The following is a 22242-nucleotide window of genomic DNA, read 5'->3' on the forward strand; positions in this document are numbered from 1 at the left end:
TGTGTTGTGAAATTAACGGAGCGCCTCAAGTTAATGACGCCTCAAAAAAATCCCCCGGAACGAGCAGGCCAGCTCCCTAGCTGTGCCATACCCGTTTCGGGGGATTTCCATTATTCCGCGCCTTCGCCGCGGCCGATCAAACCGGCTTGCACCAGAAAACGCTCGATCAAGGCCGCGGTTTCGGCCCGGGTGATGCTGTCTTGCGGCAGCAGTTTGCCGCCGCTGCCACCCGCGAGCCCCTGCCGGACGGCGGCGGTTACCGCGGGCTTCGCCCACGCGCTGACGTCCGCCCAATCCGCAAAGGCGGGGAGCGGCCCATCGGCCGGGCTTTCGGCGTTGGCCGTTCCGGCGGATGCCGGCCCCGGCAGTCCCGCGAGTTCCGCGGCCCGTCCGATCATGACCATCGCCTCTTCGCGCGAAATCGTCCGCGCCGGCGCGAATACGCTCCCTTCATAGCCTTGGATCAGGCCATACTCGGTTGCACGAGCCACGGCCCCGGCGAACCAGTCGTTCGCCGTGACATCCGTGAACCCGGCGGCCGCATCGCTCCGTTCGTTCAAGCCCAGCGCGCGAACCAGCATCGCGGCGAACTCCGCGCGGGAAACGGCCCGGTCCGGCTGGAAATGCGCCGGGTCGGCTCCGCGGACGATCATTCTGGAAGCGAGGCCGTTGACTGCGGCCCCGGCCCAATGATGCGCCATATCCGCGAAAGCGACCGGTTTGCCGACGAGCGCGTAAGTGCTGTTCGTCAGACTATGGATGACGGCAAACCGGATGCCGCCGCGCTCTTCGATATAGAAGGGCACCGGATGAACCGTACCGCCCGGTTCGACCACCACGGCCCCGGTTACGCTGTCCGCCCGCACGCCTTCCGGAAGCGGGATCTCCCTCCGCACGAAGGCGTCGAACCGCTCGACAGGGACGGTTTTGCCTGCAAAGGAAGCCGTGACCGTAAAGTTCACCGGTGTTCCGACCGGGTTAAACCCTTCCCGGGATGCGGCGTTTTGCAGGGCGGCCAGCTCGGTCGGGTCGCCTTTCATTATGGAAATCTTGGCGCTGAACCCCGGCTGCCCCGCCGCTGCCGAGTCTGCCGGGAATCGGTAATAGCCCAAAGGCGTGCGAACCGCCAAAACCGCCTTTTTATCCGCCAATGCAAGCAGGGTCCGGCCGTCCAGCAGTACTTCCGTGGCCTCCGCTCCTTCGGGGGCGCTGATTTCGATGACCGACTCCGGAACTGAACGGGCCAGAAGCTTCGCCAGGCCCTCCGAATTCAACTCGGCCGACCATACGGCTCCGGCTCCCCCTTCCTTCCCCAGCATAACGGCTTTGCCGATCGGTTCCTGCCAAGCCTGCCCGTTAACCAGCACTTCCAGCTGTCCTTGCCGGGACGGTACAGGAGCCGAGGTTCCCGGGTTTGCTCCGCCGGAGCCGCTCCCCCTGGATGGTCTGGAGCCGCCGTTTGATCCGGAACCCGGATTCGGGCCGGGCTGCTGCGGCTCCTCTTTTTCCCGGGTTACAGTGATGCCATAAGTTTTCAAGCCGCCATTTTGCGCTTCAATGCGAATTTCGATAAAATTCAAGCCCACCTTTAAATCGACGGGAGGCGAGCTTTTGCCGGAAGGCACCGATACTCCCGCTACCGTAATCCGTGCAAACGGATCGGCCGCAACAGGCGTGACCGCGAGCTGCGTCAGGCTGTACGGAACACTGACCGCATAATTGGCAACTGCCGGATCAAAGCCGGGTCGCAGCACTCCGCTCGAAATCGAAAGGCCGCTTAAATCCGCTTCGCCCGGCGGGGCCGGAGCCGCAGGCGTCGCTGCCGCCTCATTTGAATAGGCACTGGTCCCTCCCGCGTTCCCTGCTTTTACCGCAAAATAATAGGTCGTTCCGTTGGTCAACCCCTCCGCGTTGTATACGGCGTCCGTAACGGTATGGACCGGAAGATCCCCATATTCTCCCGGCGCCGTCCCTTGATAAACTTCGTAATACGTTGCCCCCGTCACCGTACTCCAGTTCAGGGTTACCGCTCCGTTACCGGGAATCGCCGCAAGGTCGGTTGGGGCGGGTGGAGCCGACACGGGTGCGCGTTCCGTCCTAAACCTCCACCCTTGCGGTCCGGCCCCTCCTTCAAACCCGTTATTTTCTCCGTCAACAAATGCACCGGGGTCGACTTCCACGTAATATTCCGTGTCATATTCGAGCGAGACGCCCCGGTCGACCCGGTATCGGTTCCCGCCAAGGTTTACCGCATCCTCCGCTGGTATCTGATCCGCCAACGTGCCGTCGCTTTGCTTGGTCAGTCGGATGAATTTCCCCGCCACCGGGGTTACCGGTTCGTTAAAGCTCATTTCCAGAGCGGTCGTCACCGGAACATTCCGCGCACCGTTTGCCGGTAACGACGAAACAAGCAGCGGCGCGGCCGTGTCGATCCATTTGGCGTAGAGTGTGATGCTCTGCGTCAGCAGTGTCGAGAAGTCGAACGGCGTCACGAGCAGGCGATCCTCAAACCAGCCCGCAAAACGGAAGCCATCCCGGACCGGATCGGCCGGAACGGTGGCGGCTTCCTGATAATTAACCGTTTGGCCGGCTACAGGCGATCCGCCGTTGCTGTCGAAGGTGACGACCCGAGAATGGTAGAGCGAGAAATTCACCGTCGTTTTGTTCCCCGCGCTATCGGTCACTTCCAGTTTGTACACACCTTCCGCGGTTACAGTGCCGCCGCTCGCAAACGGCTCTCCATTCAGCAGGGCCGTACCTTCGTCAAAAGAAACGGTAACGGCCGTATTGTATACTCCGCCTTCTGTAACCCCCGTTACCATCGGTTCCGTTTTGTCAATCGTAAAGGCAACCGTTTTGGATTTCACGCCGGAGGGAGATGCCACAACCAGCTGATATGCGCCTTCCTGGCTAACCGTGTATCCGCTGGCAATAGCAGCGTTGTTCAGCCTGCCTGTCCCGTTCGCAAATTCAATCGTCACATCGCTTCGGTAAGCAGCGCCGTCCGTCACCCCGCTGATGGTCGGCTCCAATTCCTCGACCGTCAGCGTTACCTTCGTCTTTTCGCTGCTTCCGTTATCGTTGCTGGCGATATAGGTAAACTCGTCCATACCTGTATAGCTTGCGGTCGGACGGTAAGTAAAGGAGCCGTCCTTATTGAATTGGATCGTTCCATGCGCCGGAGAATCCATGATTTTAGCCGTAACCCCATCCGCATCATTGCTTAGCACCCCGTTTTGGCGATTAACGGCGAGCGTATTGTCCGGAGCGACGGCATACCCGTCAGGCTGCGGCTCGGGAAGATCGAGCCCTCGAAGCGGAATAATGCCTTTACCAACAACATAATAGCTCAAAGATTGCGCGTTATTCCGCAGGTCCGGAAGCTTGAAAGAATCCGCCCCCTCTCCGTACAACCCGTTCATTAACCCCAGCAGCTCCTCATTTCCCGCATTGGGCACCGCCCGGCCATCGGCTTCCGCCCACGGAGACCCCGCCCACTTCATCGGAAAAGCCACAAGCTCACCGGTGTAATAGTCGGTGTCCCCAAGCGATGACGAAGTTTTTGACGTGGCTATATAGTACGACAACGCCTGACGGCCCTGGTCATCAACCAAGGGTGGAACCTCTATGGCCGGGAGCTGAAAAAACTGCGGATCCTCCCGCGGCCCGAATTTGTCTCCCAGCATGGCCGCCAGCTCGGGATATTCCGCTACGATGTGCGTCCCGCCATCAGTTGGCAACCATCCGTGCAAATAACGCCCCGGAAAAAAGGGAAACATCCGGACCTCGCCTAATTCTCTCTGCTCCCCGTGGTCCGAATCTTCAAAGTTTGGATAAGTCCCTTCCAGAGCCATATAGTACCCTGTCCCTTTAAGAGGTTCATATCCCCTTAAATCCGGTACGGCAAATGTGCGTTTGCCGTCACCGCCAAACTTGTTCCCGATAATGGCAAACAAAGCCGTGTTTCCCGCAATCGGCAGCTCCTGGCCCGCGCAATAAATCCAGCCGTTAACCCCCGTGTTATACGGAAACAGGCGAATTTCTCCTATAAACGGATAAGAGGCCGCAGCCTGCGCCTTCTGCTCCGTCGGGAAGAAGCCTCCCAGCACAAGCTGCACCATTAAGAAAAGTGCCAGAAGGGCTTTCCCGACGATGCCGGCTCGCCCCCGATTCTTGATTCGATTCAATGAAACAGCCCCCGATCGATTTCATTTTAATATTTTTAAAATTAATAGATTAAAAATAATTATATTACTAAATCGATCTATTGTAATTGAATATTTTTCCTCAATTTCCGTATAACACGTAAAAGCCTGACCCAGAGGCTTCGCTTCCTCTGAATCAGGCTTTTGCTCCTTCAGCTCGACTTCGCGATCTGGCAAACAAACTGCTACCGACCGTGGTTCCTAGCTAGGTTGTACTTCCTCTTGTTCCTCGTGCGGCTTCGCGCGCTCCGCCGCCTCCGCCGATATTTTATTCGACACCCTTTGGTAAATATAAGAGATGCCCAGCAAAGCTACGCCAAAGCTGAAATAAGCGGCGATTTTGCTGGCCGTCGTCATGAGCTCCAGGTCGAAGAGCAGCATTTTGCCGGTCGCCAGCAAAGTTAGTCCCAGACCGATGCGCCGGATCTGCAAATACTTGTAGCGAAATCCGTAGATGATATAGCCGATCGCCAGCAGCAGGTACACCAGGCTAAACAGCCAGCCGATCTCGCCCAAATGGAATTGGACGGCCAGGAAGGCCGAAATGATTCCGAGCAGGTATACCCCAAGAATAATCGGATACCATTCCCGACGCTTCGGATGGGGCTCCAGCAAACCGGCGATCAGGTCGCGTCCGCTGAAGAACACCATCAGATTGAACACGACCAAAATCACAATGGAGATATAATTTCCGGCCGAGTTGTAATGGGACACCTCTTGGAGGGCCGACACCGACATCGTCAACACTACGCATACCAGATACCCGCAGGCATACAAGACCCGGACATAGTATTTTACGAACAAGTCGTGCAAGAATGCGGCTTTAGATAAGCCGTAAGCCAAAGCAAGCGTGACCGCGGAGACCAGAAGCCTGTCGTAAAACTCGTACAGGTCCGACCATACCGGCATGAAATGGTTGTAAATCCGGCCCGTCTCGTAAAGCAGGTAGAGCCAGATATTCACCATCGCCGTGTATTTGATTGTACGGAGCATCGTCCGATCCGCCGGGTTGTACCGCCGGGCATCCCCTTCATCCTGCAGCCGGATGCCGTAGAATACGGTGAGGGCAAAAATCCCCAGGGAGATGAATGTATATTTCCAGGCAAAATCCAGCGAATCAAAGCCGAGCAAACTGATCATCGAGTCGATGATGATAAACGCCCCGGCGCAAAGTCCGATAATTCCCCAGCCGATCCGCTCCAGGCCTTTGTAACGGTAAAGATGGCCGAGCACCGACAACAGAAGCCCCTCCACCAGCCAGGCCAACGACATGTAGTGAATGCCGAACTGAAACGGGACAATGAGCAGGGAAAACGTAAGCGAAGTCCCATAGAACAACAGGCGCGTTTCTTTTTCCTGCGCCAGGTATTTGCGGGACAACCGGGCAAGTCCCAGATAGGCGAGGCAAAAGAGCAGCGCCAGCCCGCCGCGCCAGGCGTCCCAGCCGGCGATCTCCAGCAGCCCGAGCAAGGTGCTGCAGCTGATGACCGTATTCAAGGCCAGCAGGCTGAAGTCCCACCAGGACAGCTTGGAGCCATACTTGAACGGCACATATAGCGTGATGCCGAGATACATGAGAAAGGCGATGACCGAGTAAACCATGCTTGCCGCCGCGTTGTCGGCTATGGCTGTAAGGATCAACATGGTCGCCATATGCAGGGCGAAGCTTATGTACTGAATGACGAGCCACCGCTTGCGGAAGGAAACCGCCAGAATCGAAGCGTTAAGCAGGAGCAGATAGCCCATCGCCGCATAAACGGTGTTTTCGTGCAGACCAAACGCAATCATATACGAATATAAAGGCAGATACCCGCCGGCGAGACCGAAGGCACAAATCGTCCGGGAATCGTACCTCAGCGACAAGAACACAGCCGCCGCCGTAACCAGCACGGAGAGGACAAGTCCCGTCGTCAAGCCGATGATATCCAGCAAAAAATAACTGTAGAATACCGAGCCGTGCAGCACGGAAATCCCGCCGCCCAGCAAGCCGAGAGCAAACGTTTTTTGCTTTCGCCGGAACATCCATTCCCCGCCGCCCAGCATCAGGATACCGAGCAGGAAGAAGGATGCTCCCTTCGCATACCCGCTGAACCAGTTTGAAAAAGAGTACTGGAACGCCGCTACCACGCCAAGCAGAATCAGCAGAATCCCCAGCTTGTTGATCCAGTTGAGGCCGATCCTCATCTCCAGCCGTTCCCGCTTCTTCTCGGCCTGCCCCTGTTGATACATCGGCGCAGAAGTCATGGCGGCCTGATTCTCCGCGGCTGGTCCCGCAGTCAGGGCCGGTTGCGAGGCATAAGCCTGCGCGGCTTGGCTGCGGATCTGGCGCTCGCCCTCCAGCGCATGCTGCCGATGAGCCCCCATACGGTGGCCGAGCTCCTCCTCGAACTGCGCCAGCTTGGCGGCGATCACCTGTTGGTCCGCCTCCAGGTATTTGTCCGCCTGTTCATAGAACCGGCGGAGCCGCTCCTTCGCCCCCTGCTCGATCGCATCCAGCCGGCTCTGGTGCTCATGCCGGGCCGCGGAAAAATGCGCCTCGAGCCTTTGCTGCGACATCTGATCCGGCGCCGTAATCTCCCGAGGCTGCTGTTCGGACAGTACCGCCCGGAGGCCGCCGTTTTCCCGCTCGAGTTCGCGCAGCCGGGTCTCCAATTCCTCTACCCGGCGCTGATATTCGGAATACCGCTGCCGCAGCGTTTCATTTTCCTTGGCAACATCGCCCGTACTCTCGTACTCCGCCAACAGCACTTCGTACTCTTGGGCGAGCCGGTTCTGTGCCTTCTTGATGTCATTTAACCGTTCCCTAAAATCCTTCATTCCCTTCCTCCATGTACAATGACTTGCGGAAAATACCGCTTTATGAAGCAGCAATCTATCCTATTTTACAATAAGTTGATTCCTGCCGGTTCTTCGTTCCCAAAAAATGCTTCCAAAGTCCCCCGGTCCAGCCGAAAAATGCCGAGGTCCAGCCCGAAAACTGGACTTCGGTCTGGACGCGTTTGCGACGTCCGCCGGGTTTCATCAGTCCGGCGAATCGTTATACTGAAAGCGATCATGGACTAAATTATGGATATATGGAAAGCGAGGTTGCTCCCGATGCAAGCGGCGGCTACTCCTATTTTCAAAAGGTGGATTCAATACGTATGGATGGCCTGGGAACAGGGATTTGAACGGTGGAGCCGGGCGAGATCCCTGTATTCCGGCAATTACGGGATATGTAAAATGTTCGTGACCAAATACCGCGGACCGGTCATCGATTGTCAGGACGGCACGCAAATTGTTCCGGGCGATTGGGTCGGCGAGCTTCACCTCGATAACCGGATCATTCTCGAGATGCTGCGCAGCCAGAATGCTAACCAGGTCGCCCTGCGGGTAGCGCGGCTGCTTCGCAGCTCCATGCGGGAAATCTGCGCGGACATAGAAACCCACCACAAGCTGGGGCAGGTTAAAGCGCTCCAAGGCATTACACTGCTCCACAGAGGGATTACCCACGGATTGGGCTTTGAAACCCATCCGCTGAAACACGGAACGTTCCGCGCGTTTACCACGTCCTACCTCCGCCTGCTGCTCTCGGTCTTCCATCCGCGAAACGGGCAGCGAATCGCCCCGCATGCCGAGAAATTGGTGCCCTTGCGGCTGGTCATGTCCCGCAACGCCCTGCTGCGGCGTTTTTCCCCCGCGAAACAAACAGGGTAGGGCCGTCGTTACCTCCACAGCACGTTCGCCCTATAATTAACTGGAATTCCTCCCGTTAATCAACCCGAATCCACTCACGGACGAGCGATTAACGGGAAAACCTCCCAGTAATTCGATATTACGAGGCGAATAAGCGCTTTATCACTGAAAATTAGATGGAGGTTTTCCAGCTATTTTGTGCATATAAGGCGGTATAAGCCAGATTAACTGGAGAAATTCCAGCTAATCTAAAAGGAGGCCCATCCCACCGCAGCAACATAGCGCTACGAATGGGGCGACCCCCTTTTTCGTCTTGCCCAGCTAACGGGCTTCTATTAATTAACTTTGAACCGCCCGAGCGTCCCCTGCAGTTCGTCCGACACCCGCGACAGCAGCACCACCGACTCCTGGAGCCGCTCGACTGCGGCAAGCTGGGCTCTTGCGGAGTCCGACACCTCGCTGGAATTTTCGCTCGTGACCTTCGCAATATCGGAGATCACCGCCACCGAAGCGGAGACCTCTTCGATGCCGGCCGACATCTCCTCCGCCGTCGCCGCGAGCTGCTCGACCTGCTCCGCGATCCGGGCATTGGATTCCACGATGCCGTCGATGCTCCGGCCGGTTTGCCGCGAAAGCTCCAGCCCCGCTTGAACCTCCTTCATCACTTCCGCCATCGCCCCTTTGGACCGGCCCACATCCTGTGTGATTTCCTGAAGGACCCCGGCCACCCGCAGCGAAGACGCCTCCGACTGCTCCGCCAGCTTCCGGACCTCGGAAGCGACGACCGCAAAACCGCGCCCCTCCTCGCCGGCTCTCGCGGCCTCGATGGACGCGTTCAGCGCAAGCAGGTTCGTCTGCGTCGATATGCCCCGAATCAGTTCAAGCATGCCGGCGATCTCCCGGGATTTCTCATCCAACAGTTGAATAACTTCGTCCGTATTGCGTACGGAATTGGCGATGGAGTCCATCTGCCGCATCGTCCGGCTCACATAACCCGCCCCCGTATTCGCCTGTTCCCGGGAGCGATTCGCCGATTCGGCGACTTCGACCGTATGCATCGCGATATTCTGCACGCCCTGGGCGATTTCTTCCATCGCCCGGGCATTTTCGGCGGTGCTGTGTCGCTGACTCTCCGCTCCCTCGGCGACCTGCCCCATCGAAGCGGCAATCCGCAACGATTCGCTGTTTGTTCTTTCCGCGACATGCTTAAGCTGATCCGCGGAAGCCGCCACCTTTTCCGAGGCCTCAAGCCCTTGACGGATCAGCGCTTTGAGACTGGCCCCCATCCGGTTAAAGCCGCCCCCCAGATGGCCGATTTCATCGCCGGACATGTCTTGAATCGAAGCGGAGAAATCCCCTTCTCCCGCCCGCTCCATAGCGGACGCCATGGCGGCAAGACGCTTTTGCATCCGGCGTATATACCAAATGATCACGGCACAGGCCACCGCGATCGCGATGCCCACCACAATTATGAAAGCAAAGATAAAATCCTGCTGTATTTCTTCAATCAAATGCTGTGAAGCTCCGACATAAAAAATGCCGATCGTCTTGCCGTCGGCGCTTTTGATCGGTTCATAGGCCGCCTGATAGGTTTTTCCGACCACTACCGCTTTACCGTAGTAGTTTTGGCCGCTTTTTAAAACAACGTCCCCCACCTGCTGTGAAACCTCGGTTCCTACCGCCCGCTTCCCCTCATGGATCACATTCGTCGTCACCCGGACTTTGTCTTGGAAAATCGTAACCGTGTCCTCGGTGGCCTCCCCGATTTGGTCCACAAGCGTCTCATTACCGTTAATCAGGGTCTTCCCCTTGTATAACCGGCCATCCCGAATCTCCCAAGCGCCGGGATACCGAGCCTCCAGCCATCGGGAAGCCAATTTCAGGTCGCTCTTTGATTTCGCCGTCGCGAAGGACTCGATTCCTTTTTTCATCCGTTCCACAGCGACAAAAGCCGTAGCCGTCGAAAACAGCAACAAAATGCCAACGACGATGAGATTGATTTTGGTGCCGATGCTCATACGCTTTCCGCTCATCATATGTACAAATCCACCCTTTCATGGTCAACCGATTTCTTCCAAACCGGGCCTGCTCATCGTCAATCCGCAGCGGAAGTAAGTCCATTATAAGGGGGAAATCTAAGATTTGTATGAATAAATCGATTATTGTCGAATAAAATGGATTTCGCGCTTCTTTTGTAAATGTTATTGTCGATTAATGTCATAATTCAGGATTTGTAAACGTAGATTTTCGTCCGGTACATATCTCCGCAGGTGATCACCCGTTCCGGTTTCCATCCGGGAAGCGCAAAACAAATGCTGATGATCCGCACTCCCGGCTTCAGTTTTTCGCGAAAAATCCCATCCAGCCGGGTCATGGCGCCGGGATACAGATAGCACACCACGGCATCCGCCTCGCCGTAAGGATACGCATACAGGTCCCTTCTATGTAACACTACATTTCGAAAAGCCCCCCAACGCGTCAAGCACCGGGATACCGCCCACGGCAGGGGAGAATTTTCGATCCCGATGACCTGCAGGTCAGGCCGGCTCCTGGCCGCTTCCAAGGCCAGCGTTCCCCAGCCGGACCCGGCTTCGATCATCACCTTTGCGTCCGGCACCCGCCTCAGTTCGGCCATGACCTGGCGCCGGACGGCCGAGCCCGTTGGCATCGGCGAAATTCCGTTTCGCCAGCTGGAATACACAATGGAACCGGCGGCCAGCAGAAAGAGAACGATTAAAGCAGCGGATAAAATGAAGTTCATGGTTGTCATCATCCTTCAGCCTCCTCGCTCCATTGTACAAGGAATGCTGAGGAGCCGGAAGGAAAGAAAACGTGCCTGCTCTTGCCTCCATCCTCTACCGCTCCCTAACACCGCATGCCAAGCATATCACTCAACTAACTCATCCTTCACCTGAGTGCCTCGAACTTCTGGGTGTATTGTCCGCTCTAGCCGTTCTCTCGAATTAACGGGATTTCCTCCCGTTAATTTCGCCCACCCGGCGGGCTCCTGGCCATTTACCTGGAATTCCTCCCGCTAATTCAGCCCATTTCGGCCAATCCGGCCCGATTTTGGCAAATTAGCGGTACTTTTTCCGGGTAATTCTTGCCCCTGTCCATTCGCGAGTCGATTACCGGGAGGTTTTCCCGTTAATCCACCGCCCAGGAGACGCCCTTGGCTCAACTATGGCCGTGTCCGCCCATTTGGGCTTAATAGCGACTCTATTTGCCGCTATCCATCCGCCCGACCGCTGCGCGTGCTTTATCTCACCCCTCCACAACCACCTTCCAATTATGATTGCACACCGTCGGAATCGTTCCCCGCTCCGCAATATAAGCTTCGATTAAATCCGCCGTGTCGATCTGAATTTCGCGGACGATTTCTTTTCCTTTAAACATGTCGTAGTCTCCGCCGCCCCCGGCCCGGTAATTGTTCATCACCACATCCACCGCAAGGTCGTCCGCCAGGTCTTTCCCTTCGTACCGCAAAACGCTAACCTGGCTGCCCGCCGGATTGGCGATATTCAGGATATATTCGATGCCTTCCCACATGTCGTAATTGTAATGTTGGGCTTTCGGCATCAGGTAAGCCGGGTTGACGGCGGGCTGTCCGTCCGGACCGACCGTAAAATAATGCGCCGTCTGCTCCAATGCGGCCCGAATGTCCCGCCCCGTCAGCCGGAGCACGGCCAGCGTGTTCGGGTACATAAAGTTGGTGAGCACGTCCCGCCGCGTGATCACCTCGCCGAATCCGGCGGAGGCTTCGTTCAGCAGCGCCGTGCAGGATACCGGGGCGCCGGCGGCTTCCATCTGGACGCGATTGACGAACTCGATGAACGGATGCTCCGCCAGCCGCACGGCCAGCGGGCTGCTCAGCCGCAGGCCGCCGTCCGTGCGGCCGATCGGCTCATCGAGCCACCGCTGCGTCCGCTCCTCCAGCGCCCGGCATAGCGCCAGCACCGCGGCATCCGGCGCCGTCTCCGCCCCGGGCTTCAGCAGCTCGGCCCGCTTGCCGCGGATCGCCCAGCGGCGGCCGTCCCCATCACGCTCCAGCTCCAGCGTGATCTTCCCCAAGGCCTGCCCGTTGCAGCCCGGCTGGATGATCACCACGCCGTTCACCTCGCCGGCCTCCAGCCGGTGCTGATGCCCCGTGATCAGCACATCGATGCCCTTCACCTCCGCGCACATGGCGTAGGCCTGATTCTCTCCGGTCAGCCGCTCGGCCGGTTCGCCCTCCGCCAAATCCCGTTCGAATCCCCCGTGATAGGAGACGATCATGACATCCGGCCGAACTTCCTCCCGAACCCGCGGCACCCACCTCTTAACGGTTTCCAGCGCATCGTGAAATTCAAATTCCCGAATGTGCGCAGGGTTTTCCCAATTGGGGATATAATGCGTAGTTACGCCGAGTACGGCGACTTTGATGGCCCCCACCATTTTTACGATATAAGGAGCCCCGAACGCCGGCTCTCCTGCTTTGTCCGTAATTCCGGCCGACAACCAGGGAAAGGCGGATTCTTCCATCACCCGGCGCAGCAGGTCCGGTCCATAGTTAAACTCATGGTTGCCCGGTACGGCCGCATCATAGCCCAGCTCATTCAGCGCCGCCACGGCGGGGTGGGTCCCCTCCCCTTGCTTGAACGTGTACGCGGCCAGCGGTGAACCCTGGATCAGATCCCCATTGTCCAGCAGCAGCAGGTCGGGATCGCCGAGGCGTTCCTGCCGGATCAGCGTCGCCAGCTTGGCCAGACCGAGCGGACGCTCGTCCGGGTTCCGGTAATCGGTGGGGTAAATATACCCGTGAATATCGCTCGTCGCCAAAATAGTGAGGGTCGTGAGCTGCTTTTTCTTTTCGTCCAGTTTCGTATTCATCCCGTCGTATTCCCCTTTAATCGCATTCTTATTCTCTTATTCCTCCTCCGATTCTAGCAGCCAATCTTCAGATCCATATTAAATTTCCATCACTTTACAAAAAATTATCATTTGTCTAACCCCCCGTTAATAGTCCGTCCTTATAGTGGAACGAGTAAGACTAAACTATTAAATTTTGGAGGTCATCCCGTTTGAAAAAGCTTACGAAATTGTTTATGCCTTTGTTCCTGTCCATCGCCGTGATCAGCGGCTGCGGAGCCAATCAGGCCGCCACGAATACCGGAAGCAAGGCAGCGGCCAATTCCGGCCAGCAAAACGCGTCGCAGGGCGATGCCGCCAAGACCGATCCGGCGCCGGAGAATACCGGCTATGTTCCCGAGAAACTGACCGTCCAATTCGTTCCTTCACAAAACGCGGATACGCTGGAAGCTAAAGCTAAACCTTTGGAAAAGCTGTTGTCCGACAAGATCGGCATCCCGGTCGAAGTCAGCGTATCCACCGACTATAACGTCATCGTCGAAGCGATGGCATCCAAGCAAGTGGATGTAGGCTTCCTGCCTCCAACCGCTTATGTCCTGGCCAAAGAAAAAGGAGCCGCCGAGGTTATTCTTCAGGCTCAACGCTATGGCGTAAAAGACGAAACCGGCGAACCGACCGATGAGCTGGTCGACTTCTACAAAGCGATGATTATCGTAAAGAAAGACTCCCCGATTCAATCGGTGGCTGACTTGAAAGGGAAGAAAATCGCTTATCAAAACGTGACTTCCTCGGCAGGATATGTATGGCCGGCGGCCTCCCTTATGGATGCCGGGCTGGATCCGCTGAAAGATGTCGAGCCGATCACCGTAAAAGGCCATGACCAAGCTGTGCTGGCCGTACTGAACGGCGACGTGGATGCGGCGGCGATTTTCCAGGATGCCCGCAACATCGTGAAGGGCGACTATCCGAAGGTATTCGAAGATACGCGCGTGCTGACTTACACAGAGAAAATCCCGAATGATACGATCAGCGTCCGCTCCGATATGAGCAAGGAATGGATCGAAAAGCTGCAGAACGCGTTTATTGAAATCGGCAAGAGCGAAGGAGGGCACAAGATTATTTCCGAGATTTACACGCACGAAGGCTACGTCAAATCCCAGGACAGCAACTTCGACGTTGTCCGTCAATACGGCGAAAAGGTAAAAACCGAGTAGTCCGGCATTTCGAGGCTCGGTCCCTCTTTCCAGCAGATCGGCAAGACACGATGCAAGCCAGTCGGAGTGCCCCGCACCCGGCTGGCTATGCGTTTTTTTACGATAAACTTTCAAAAAGGATGATCTCTACGTGATAGAACTGTGCAATGTATCCAAAACCTATCCCAACGGCACCAAAGGCCTGGACGGGATTAACCTGAAGATTGGGAAGGGCGAATTCGTGGCCGTCGTCGGCCTGTCGGGCGCCGGCAAGTCGACCCTGCTCCGCTCGATGAACCGCCTCCACGATATTACCGAGGGCGACATCCTCATCGACGGCAAATCGATTACCAAAGCTACGGGCAAAGGCCTCCGCACGATTCGCCGCGACATCGGCATGATCTTCCAAAGCTTCAACCTCGTGAAGCGGTCCTCCGTGCTGCGCAACGTCCTGGCCGGCCGGGTGGGATACCATTCCACGCTGCGTACGCTGTTCGGGGCGTTTCCGAAAGAGGATGTCGAGCTGGCGTTCCAGGCGCTGGATCGGGTCAACATCGTCGAAAAAGCCTACGCCCGCGCCGACGAGCTGTCCGGCGGCCAGCAGCAGCGGGTCGCCATTGCCCGGGTGCTGGCGCAGGAAGCCAAAATCGTATTGGCCGACGAGCCGGTCGCCTCGCTCGATCCCTTGACGACCAAGCAGGTCATGGACGATCTCAAGCGGATTAACCAGGAGCTCGACATTACGACCATCGTCAACCTGCACTTCATCGATCTGGCCCAGGAATACGCCACCCGGATTATCGGGCTGCGGGCCGGCCAGGTGGTGTTTGACGGCCCCGTGTCTGAAGCGACGGACGAGCGGTTCGCCGAAATTTACGGACGGCCGATCGATCAGGACGAGCTGCTGGAGGCCCGGCTGGCCGACATCGCAGCCGCAAAGGAGCCGGTCCGATGAACCTGAACGCCAAACCCGAACTACAGCCCCAGCCGTTGAACCGTCCCAAACCTCCGGGCAAGCTGAAACACTACCTTACGGCGGCGATTATTCTGATTCTGGTTTGGGGCAGCGCCGTCCAATCGAAGGCCGATTGGGGAAAACTGATCAAGGGAGCCCCCAATATGCTCGAACTCCTGAAGGAGATGTTTCCGCCGAACTGGGGCTACTTCGACAACATCGTCGAAGCGATGCTGGAGACGATCCGCATGGCCTTGATCGGCACGACCTTCGGCGCCATCCTGGCCGTTCCCGTGGCGCTGCTCTGCGCCAGCAACCTCAGCCGGACCGCCTGGATCTACCAGCCGTTCCGCTTCGTGCTGAACCTGGTGCGCACGATTCCGGACCTGCTGCTGGCGGCCATCTTCGTCGCTATCTTCGGCCTGGGTCCGCTGCCCGGCATCCTGGCGCTGTCCCTTTTCTCCTTCGGTCTGATCGGCAAGCTGACGTATGAGGCCCTGGAAACGATCGATCACGGCCCGCTGGAGGCGATGACTTCGGTCGGGGCGACTTCCGGCCAGCGCGTTATTTTCGGCGTGATTCCACAAATCCAGGCGCATTTTATGTCCTTTGTGCTGTATACCTTTGAGATTAATGTGCGGGCGGCCGCGGTGCTCGGCCTGGTCGGCGCCGGCGGGATCGGGCACTATTACGAAGTGACGCTTGGATTTCTCGAATACGACAAGACGTGCATGATTATTCTGTTTACCCTGGCGGTGGTCCTGATCATCGACTATTTGAGCACGAAGCTGCGGGAGAGACTACTATGAGTATGACCCATTCATGGCAAGACAAGGTGAAAAAACCGAAGAAAAACCGCTATCGCCTACTGATTTATGTGCTGCTTGCGTTGGTTTACGTTTGGGCCTTTGCCGGCATTCCGTTCGAGGGCATCAAAGAAACGGCCGGGCAAGTGACAAAGGCGATTTTCAGCGGCATTTTCTCCCCCGATTGGGACTACGTCTACCTGCCGGACGGCGAGGATTTGCTGCGCGGGCTGCTGGATACGCTGGCCATCTCGATCCTGGGCACCGTCATTTCCACCGTGCTCTGCGTCCCGTTCGCCTTCTGGGCGGCGGTGAACATGAGCCGGTCGCGGTGGATTTCCGGGTCGGGCAAAATACTGCTGAGCTTCGTCCGCACCTTTCCGGAAATCGTCATGGCCCTCCTGTTCATTAAAGCCGTCGGCCCGGGGTCTTTTGCGGGCGTGCTGGCGCTCGGCCTGCACTCCATCGGCATGCTCGGCAAGCTGTTTGCCGACGAAGTGGAAAACATGGACACCGGCCCGACGGAAGCGCTCATCGCGGCGGGAGCCACCCGGCTGCAGATTCTGTGGTTCGCCGTGCTCCCGCAAGTGCTGCCGGGCTTCCTTTCCTACACCCTGTACCGGTTTGAGATCAACCTGCGCTCCGCCACCATCCTGGGGATCATCGGCGCCGGCGGGATCGGGACGCCGCTCATTTTTGCGCTCAGCTCGCGAAACTGGGACCGGGTCGGCATCATTCTGCTTGGGATTATCGTCATGATCACCATCATCGACCTGATCTCCGGCGCAATTCGCAAGAAATTGGTGTAATTATGAGAGGTTACGCTCTCACCCACGCAAAATAGCGGCCTTTTGGGGCAAAAGGACCTCTATTTGACGCCGAAGGGACGAATTCGACAAAATAGCGGCGCAAAAGGCCGTTATCCACCCGCCCGGCTTCAAGGGGAGGCTGTTACAGCCATTAGCCCCCTCGGGTTAATACAACGCCAGTGAAGTCTAACGGCTGTAGCAGCCGCTATTTAACGAAAAGTAACCTTTTCAAAATTCTAGCGGTCGTGAGCGCCGTTATTTCCCTGGATTCTCGCCCTAACAGCCTGTTTATCCGAAAATAAGCGACGTGGCGACCGTTAGAATGGGAAGTCGGCGTTTTCAGGGCAAATAACGGCTGTGGCAACCGTTAGCGTAATTTTCGTTTTCGCGCCGGATCCAACTCGCCACACCGAGGCGACAAGTTTTAAAATAAGCAGCATCCTGTCAGGTTTGATGCAACTTCAGTGTCTTTTGGGCCGCTATTTCGACCCGAATCGGGTCTAAGCGAATAATAGCGGTCAAAAACGGCCTTATTTCCCGAGGTTGGACCGTAAAACCGCAATTAGCCCGCCCTTTCCCAAAATAAGGCCTTAAAAACCCGCTATTTCATATCAATAAGCCAAATTCGACAAAATTGCGCCTCAAAAGGCCCTTATGGCCCCTATTTTTCTCCCTATTCAAAGGATGCCAACGACAGCCCTTGAGAGCGCTGCTGCAGCTCGATTATTCGGTGTGCCGCTATTCCGACCCTTCTTTAAAGCAGCTTCCGAATATGCTCTTCGATGTTCTCCGGTTCCTCGGTCGGCGCAAAGCGCTTGACCACGCGTCCTTCCCGGTCGACAAGGAACTTCGTGAAGTTCCATTTGATCTGCTTCGAGCCCATGATGCCGGGCGCTTCTTTTGCGAGAAGCTGGAACAGCGGGTGAGCGTTTTTACCGTTCACGTCGATTTTGGCGTAAAGTGGGAAGTTGACCCCGAAGTTCAACTCGCATGCCTGCGCGACCTCTGCATCCGTCCCCGGTTCCTGATTGGCGAATTGCCCGCAAGGAAAGCCGAGCACCGCCAATCCCTGCTCCTTGTAAGCATCGTACAGCTTTTGCAAACCTTTGAACTGCGGGGCAAAGCCGCATTTGGTCGCCGTATTCACAATCAGCATAACCTGCCCGCGATAAGACTCCAACGTTTGCATTTCACCCTTGATCGTTTTGACTTCAATATCATAGATGGACATGTTCTTACGCCTCCACAACTTATTTAAATAGTGTATAATCAAATTGTATACAATTTAATCAGGCGTGTCAAATGCTTCCGACCCGCTTTTTGACGTGCAAGTCTAGCCAATGCTATAATTACCAAACCAGGTTTAAACAAATTGCATACAATTCCATGGCAGGTGATACGATATGCAGCCTCAAGAATATCAAGAATATATGAAACTGGATAACCAGCTTTGCTTTGCTTTTTATACCTGCTCGCGGGAAATGATGAAGCTCTACCGCCCGCTGCTGTCTCCGCTCGGGTTGACTTATACGCAGTACATCACGCTGCTCTCCCTCTGGGAACAGGATGGCGTAACTGTCAAAGAGCTCGGCTCCAAGCTCTTTCTGGACTCGGGCACGCTAACCCCGCTGCTGAAAAAGCTGGAGAATATGAACCTTATCACCAGAACGCGGAATAAGGCGGATGAGCGCAACGTCTTGATCACACTGACCGATCAGGGCCGCGAGCTGCAGGAACGAGCCGCCGAGGTCCCGCTCAAGCTGTTCGGCAATACCGGGGTTGCCAAGGAAGATATCACGGACCTGCACAAGCATATCCATGCGTTTTTAAGTAAAATCGCGGAATAAATCCAGCCAAAATCTCCATAATAGGGGAAGTACATCCCAGACCAATGGAGGCGATTCGCGATATGCTGGACAATCTGGAAAGCAATTACGACTGTGCACGGGCCGGCGACGATCTGCATCAGCTCAAGCAGGAGCTTGCGTCTTTGCGGGGGCAAGGAAAGGAAGACCCGGAAACCCAAGAGCACATTAACCGTTTGGAAAATCAGATCTCTTTTATTATGAACAAATGCGATATTAACCACTAGTTTACGTGGAAATCAAAACACCCGATCTGTTCCTTTCAGGGACGGATCGGGTGTTTTGCATTGTCCGGCGTGCCGCCTCCGGTTAAAATGATACTGTTTCAACCTCATCAAAGAGAGCGGGTGAATTCCATCATAGACCTTAACGAGTTAGCCGGACAAATGGCCGGCGGGGCCGTCACCGTGCATGGCGTCTACCTCACCAGCCTGCGTCCGGGCCGATATTTTGGCCACACGTCTGACCGGCCGACGCCGCATGCCGGTTTTGTGTTCGCCCTGCGGGGACAAGCCGTATTTACCTTTAACGGCACGCCTTACGAGCTAACCTCCGGTATCGTTGTCCACGGGGCCAGGGGGATGACACTGCGGGTTGATGTTGGAACGTCCGGCTTCGATTACGCGCTCATTCACTACACGCTAAGTGCTGCGCCAGGGGAACCCCAGGGCTACACAGGGACTCATTTCGTTCTGGAGACCGGGGAAAATCCGCGCATCACCGAATTGCTTCACCTGTTGCAAGCCTCGGTAACGACACCCGGACACCTGCAGGCCGTTCGTACCAAGGAGCTGTTTTACAGCACGATCTATGAAGCGCTAAGCTGTGCCCGGAACCGGATGAACCGCGAAAGCCGGAATGCGGTGGAACACGTACTGGAGTATATTCATACTCACTATACGGAGCCGCTGAACCTGGAAAAACTGGCCGGGCTGGTGGACATGGACATCAAAAAGTTCGCCTATGTCTTCCATAAATATGTTGGAGTGTATCCGATCGACTACCTGATCCAACACCGGATGAGCCGTGCCCGCGTAATGCTGGCCACCAGCAACTCCAGCATACGGAATATCGCGGAGAGCATCGGCTATGGCGACAGCCATTATTTCAGCAGACTATTTAAAAAATACACAGGCTGCACCCCAAGCGAGTTTCGGAGCCGCAACGGAAATAATCCACCCTTCTTTGAATAATTGTCTATTCTCAATTCCGCCCCTCCATGATTATAATTTAATATGAAAATGAAAATCATTATCAACTAATCGAAGCGAGGGATAGACAAGTGCACACAACGTTCAAAACATGGGGGATCCTTCCCTTGATCGCTATTTTGTTATTAATCATGGCGGCCTGCGGAAATTCGCCGGCGGGCAGCTCCTCAGGGAACGGAAACAACAGTCCGGCGGCCGAATCCAAGACCGCGAATCCATCCGGAAATTCCGCCGGAGGTGCCGATAACGCGGCCAAATTCCCGATCACCATTCAGCACGCCAAAGGGGAAACGGTCATTCAAGAGAAACCGAAGAAGGTCGCGGTCACCTATTTCCCGTATGCCGACCATCTTTTTGCCATCGGGGAGCAGGATGTCGTCGCGGGCGTGGTAGGCCTGAAGTCTTTGCAAAACTTCCCGGTCTACGATTCGTTCACGAAACAGGGCAAGATCGCCGATCTGGGCGATACCACGAATTTGGAGAGCATTCTGGCGCTGGAGCCCGATGTGATTATCGCTTGGGAGGATGATGTGAAGAATTACGACCAGCTGGCCAAAATCGCCGATACGATCGTCATTCCGCAGTCGGAAAACTGGCAGGACACGATTACCAAAGTAGCCGCGGTTCTCGGCGAGGAAGCCAAGGCGGAGCAATATATCGCCGATTACAACGCGAAGCTGGACAAGCTGGCCGGGAAAATGGACCACACCGGGGCCAAGGGCAAAACCGCCATTTTTATGATGACCTGGGGCAAAGGCTTCAACTATTACGGAGGCGTCCGGATGGAGCCTTACTATGACCGTCTGGGCTTCGCCAAATTCTCCGACATGAAGGATTGGAGCGAAATCAGTCTGGAAGGCGTGGCCGACATCGACCCGGACTATATTTTTCTGGGAGAGGATTTCACCAATTCGGCGGAGTTGACCTTGAAGGAGCTTGGCAAAAGGCCCGTCTGGAACAATCTGAAGGCCGTCAAGGGCGGAAACCTGCACGTGATCGATACCGAAATCGTCGGGCCCCTGGCCATGGGCCAGTCGAAAGGGCTGGATGTCATCGAGGAAATTTTGCAAAAGTAAACTTGGCAGAAGGCTTATAAAACCGGTTTAAACAAGGGATAGCTGCACCTGGAAAAGTATGTTACGATCTCTTTGTTCGAGTTGTTCGGACTCAAGATCAATCCACCAGGAGGGTTATCCCTTGAAAGCTCAGTCGCAAACCGCAGCGGAACAGACGGGATCTGCCGTCGGCCGTCCGGCTTCCGCCAAACGATACTTATTACCTATGGCTACTGTTTTTATCGGTTTTTTGATTTTCGGCTTTTCCGAAAATGTAAAGGGACCGGCCATCCCGCGCATCCAGACCGATTTCCATCTGAACGAGATGCAGATCGGAACCCTGCTGTCCCTGAACTCGCTGGGCTACCTGCTGGCCTGCTCCTTTACGGCGTTTCTCGTCCGCAAATGGGGGGTCAAATGGGTCAGCCTTCTTTCTTTTGGGCTGATGGCGCTTACGGGCGTCCTGATTTTCTATTCCCGGTCTTACCCTGCGCTGTCAGGGTCCTACTTCCTGATGAACATCGGCAACGGGATGCTGGAAATCGCCCTGGCGGTGCTGGGCGCGCAGATTTTCACGCGGAATACCGGCACGATGATGAATCTGGCCCATTTTTTCTACGGGCTCAGTTCCACCGTCGCGCCCATGCTGGCCGCGGGCCTGATGACGGTATCCGTCGGAGGCCATGCGCTGGACTGGAGAGGCATGTACATGGTCGTGCTGCTCCTGTCGGTAATTCCGATGATCCCCGCCTTCCTCGGCAAATTCCCGGAGAGGGATCTCGCGGATGAGGAGCGAATCCCGGTCAAAACGCTGATGCGCGACCCGGTGATCTGGCTGGTCGTGACCGTCCTGGCGTTCGGCGTCATTTCGGAGATGGCGGTCGGGGGCTGGCTCGTGAATTTCCTGGAAAAAGCCTACGGCTGGACCAACAGCTCCGCGTCGGGCATGCTGTCCGCCTTCTTCCTGTGCTTCACGTTCGCCCGGCTCATCGCCGGCCCGATTACGGATAAGATCGGCTACACGCTTTCCCTGATCCTGTTTGCCGGCTTTACCGGCGTTTGCACATTTGCGGCGATCCTGGCCGGTGAGCCGGGAGCGGCCCTCTTCGCCATCGCGGGGATCGGCGTCGCGCCCATCTACCCGACCGTCATGGCGCTGATCGCCGACCGGTACCGCCAGAACAGCGATACCGCCATCAGCTTCATCGTCACGCTGATCGGCGTCGGCACCGTGCTCGGCAACTATTTGATCGGCGTCATCACCGACGGGATCAAACAGATCTTCCTCACCAGCCAGGGCCCGGAAACCGGCCTGCTGCGCGGCCTGCAAGCCGGCTACGGCTTCATCGGCTTCTGCGCGGTCGTCTGCTCCCTCGCCAGCCTGGCGTTGTACATCTATTTGAAGAAGCGCAGGGAACTGCTTTGAGCGGAACAGGAGCCGGAAAGCGTCAAAAAAACGATCTTGAGCGCTTTGCTCTTGCTCAAGGAGAACCACCCAAAACTGCGAGTTGCAAGGCGTAACGGCCTTGGCAACCCGCAGTTTTTGTTTGGCATCTACCGGTATGCGGCGTGAACCTCCCGATTCCTGCCGACTGGGGCTTCGCCTCTCACACCTGCCAA

16 protein-coding genes are annotated in these 22242 nt (G+C 56.3%); 10 read left to right on the forward strand and 6 right to left on the reverse strand.

The genetic code is table 11. The annotated features are described in order from the left end of the window. Positions 1-110: 110 nt before the first annotated feature. Together V4U84_RS05105 and V4U84_RS05110 are read right to left on the reverse strand one after the other, a co-directional pair. Complete coding sequence (locus V4U84_RS05105) at positions 111-4187, reverse strand: tail fiber protein (RefSeq protein WP_334072375.1); 4077 nt, start codon at positions 4185-4187, stop codon at positions 111-113. 219 nt (positions 4188-4406) lie between these two features. Next, the gene (locus V4U84_RS05110; protein WP_334072376.1) at positions 4407-7022 is read right to left on the reverse strand and encodes a DUF2339 domain-containing protein; all 2616 of its coding nucleotides are present in this window, start codon (positions 7020-7022) and stop codon (positions 4407-4409) included. Positions 7023-7301: 279 nt separating this feature from the next. On the opposite strand from V4U84_RS05110, the gene V4U84_RS05115 reads away from it, so the two are divergent. Further along, a complete protein-coding gene (locus V4U84_RS05115) occupies positions 7302-7901 on the forward strand; it encodes a YkoP family protein (RefSeq protein WP_334076854.1) in 600 nt (199 codons plus the stop codon). A 314-nt stretch (positions 7902-8215) separates the two neighbouring features. Here V4U84_RS05115 and V4U84_RS05120 read toward each other — a convergent pair whose 3' ends face one another. From V4U84_RS05120 to V4U84_RS05130, 3 genes are all read right to left on the reverse strand, one after another. Next, positions 8216-9916, reverse strand: coding sequence for a methyl-accepting chemotaxis protein (locus tag V4U84_RS05120; RefSeq protein ID WP_334072378.1), 1701 nt, complete (start codon positions 9914-9916; stop codon positions 8216-8218). Positions 9917-10104: 188 nt separating this feature from the next. Next, on the reverse strand, positions 10105-10653 hold the full coding sequence (locus V4U84_RS05125; RefSeq protein WP_334072379.1) for a class I SAM-dependent methyltransferase: 549 nt from the start codon (positions 10651-10653) through the stop codon (positions 10105-10107). Between the two features lie 491 nt (positions 10654-11144). Then, positions 11145-12749 carry a bifunctional metallophosphatase/5'-nucleotidase gene (locus V4U84_RS05130; RefSeq protein ID WP_334072380.1) on the reverse strand — a complete coding sequence of 535 codons (1605 nt, stop codon included), beginning with the start codon at positions 12747-12749 and terminating at the stop codon, positions 11145-11147. Between the two features lie 191 nt (positions 12750-12940). On the opposite strand from V4U84_RS05130, the gene V4U84_RS05135 reads away from it, so the two are divergent. From V4U84_RS05135 to phnE (V4U84_RS05150), 4 genes are all read left to right on the forward strand, one after another. Then, the gene (locus tag V4U84_RS05135; RefSeq protein ID WP_334072381.1) at positions 12941-13942 is read left to right on the forward strand and encodes a phosphate/phosphite/phosphonate ABC transporter substrate-binding protein; all 1002 of its coding nucleotides are present in this window, start codon (positions 12941-12943) and stop codon (positions 13940-13942) included. 130 nt (positions 13943-14072) lie between these two features. Next, positions 14073-14876, forward strand: coding sequence for a phosphonate ABC transporter ATP-binding protein (gene phnC, locus V4U84_RS05140; RefSeq protein ID WP_334072382.1), 804 nt, complete (start codon positions 14073-14075; stop codon positions 14874-14876). Beyond that, positions 14873-15685 carry a phosphonate ABC transporter, permease protein PhnE gene (phnE, locus tag V4U84_RS05145; protein WP_334072383.1) on the forward strand — a complete coding sequence of 271 codons (813 nt, stop codon included), beginning with the start codon at positions 14873-14875 and terminating at the stop codon, positions 15683-15685. Before phnC ends, phnE (V4U84_RS05145) begins: the two co-directional genes overlap by 4 nt. Positions 15686-15687: 2 nt before the next feature. Continuing rightward, positions 15688-16491, forward strand: a complete 804-nt coding sequence (phnE, locus tag V4U84_RS05150; protein ID WP_334072384.1) for a phosphonate ABC transporter, permease protein PhnE — start codon at positions 15688-15690, stop codon at positions 16489-16491. Between the two features lie 754 nt (positions 16492-17245). On the opposite strand, the gene V4U84_RS05155 is transcribed toward phnE (V4U84_RS05150), so the two are convergent. After that, on the reverse strand, positions 17246-17722 hold the full coding sequence (locus tag V4U84_RS05155) for a glutathione peroxidase (protein WP_334072385.1): 477 nt from the start codon (positions 17720-17722) through the stop codon (positions 17246-17248). A 172-nt stretch (positions 17723-17894) separates the two neighbouring features. Between V4U84_RS05155 and V4U84_RS05160 the strand changes: the two genes are divergently transcribed. The 5 genes from V4U84_RS05160 to V4U84_RS05180 all read left to right on the forward strand — a co-directional run bounded on the left by V4U84_RS05160 (position 17895) and on the right by V4U84_RS05180 (position 22048). Continuing rightward, positions 17895-18338 (forward strand): MarR family winged helix-turn-helix transcriptional regulator, encoded by a 444-nt coding sequence (locus tag V4U84_RS05160; protein WP_334072386.1) that lies wholly within the window; start codon positions 17895-17897, stop codon positions 18336-18338. A 62-nt stretch (positions 18339-18400) separates the two neighbouring features. Continuing rightward, entirely contained in the window at positions 18401-18583 is a 183-nt protein-coding gene (locus tag V4U84_RS05165) for a DUF2524 domain-containing protein (protein WP_334072733.1), read from the forward strand. A 120-nt stretch (positions 18584-18703) separates the two neighbouring features. Continuing rightward, positions 18704-19549 (forward strand): AraC family transcriptional regulator, encoded by an 846-nt coding sequence (locus V4U84_RS05170; protein WP_334072387.1) that lies wholly within the window; start codon positions 18704-18706, stop codon positions 19547-19549. 125 nt (positions 19550-19674) lie between these two features. After that, entirely contained in the window at positions 19675-20643 is a 969-nt protein-coding gene (locus tag V4U84_RS05175) for an ABC transporter substrate-binding protein (RefSeq protein WP_334076855.1), read from the forward strand. A 205-nt stretch (positions 20644-20848) separates the two neighbouring features. Next, positions 20849-22048, forward strand: coding sequence for an MFS transporter (locus V4U84_RS05180; protein WP_334076938.1), 1200 nt, complete (start codon positions 20849-20851; stop codon positions 22046-22048). Positions 22049-22242 lie beyond the last annotated feature (194 nt).

The sequence above is a fragment of the Paenibacillus sanfengchensis genome (genome assembly GCF_036864765.1).
Lineage (GTDB): Bacteria > Bacillota > Bacilli > Paenibacillales > Paenibacillaceae > Fontibacillus > Fontibacillus sanfengchensis.

Coding starts and splice junctions, on each gene's coding strand:
- V4U84_RS05125 (WP_334072379.1), bottom strand. CDS start 10,653: ATGATGACAACCATGAACTTCATTTTATCCGCTGCTTTAATCGTTCTC.
- V4U84_RS05115 (WP_334076854.1), top strand. CDS start 7,302: ATGCAAGCGGCGGCTACTCCTATTTTCAAAAGGTGGATTCAATACGTA.
- V4U84_RS05160 (WP_334072386.1), top strand. CDS start 17,895: ATGCAGCCTCAAGAATATCAAGAATATATGAAACTGGATAACCAGCTT.
- phnE (WP_334072383.1), top strand. CDS start 14,873: ATGAACCTGAACGCCAAACCCGAACTACAGCCCCAGCCGTTGAACCGT.
- V4U84_RS05180 (WP_334076938.1), top strand. CDS start 20,849: ATGGCTACTGTTTTTATCGGTTTTTTGATTTTCGGCTTTTCCGAAAAT.
- V4U84_RS05110 (WP_334072376.1), bottom strand. CDS start 7,022: ATGAAGGATTTTAGGGAACGGTTAAATGACATCAAGAAGGCACAGAAC.
- phnE (WP_334072384.1), top strand. CDS start 15,688: ATGACCCATTCATGGCAAGACAAGGTGAAAAAACCGAAGAAAAACCGC.
- V4U84_RS05165 (WP_334072733.1), top strand. CDS start 18,401: ATGCTGGACAATCTGGAAAGCAATTACGACTGTGCACGGGCCGGCGAC.
- V4U84_RS05155 (WP_334072385.1), bottom strand. CDS start 17,722: ATGTCCATCTATGATATTGAAGTCAAAACGATCAAGGGTGAAATGCAA.
- V4U84_RS05120 (WP_334072378.1), bottom strand. CDS start 9,916: ATGATGAGCGGAAAGCGTATGAGCATCGGCACCAAAATCAATCTCATC.
- V4U84_RS05130 (WP_334072380.1), bottom strand. CDS start 12,749: ATGAATACGAAACTGGACGAAAAGAAAAAGCAGCTCACGACCCTCACT.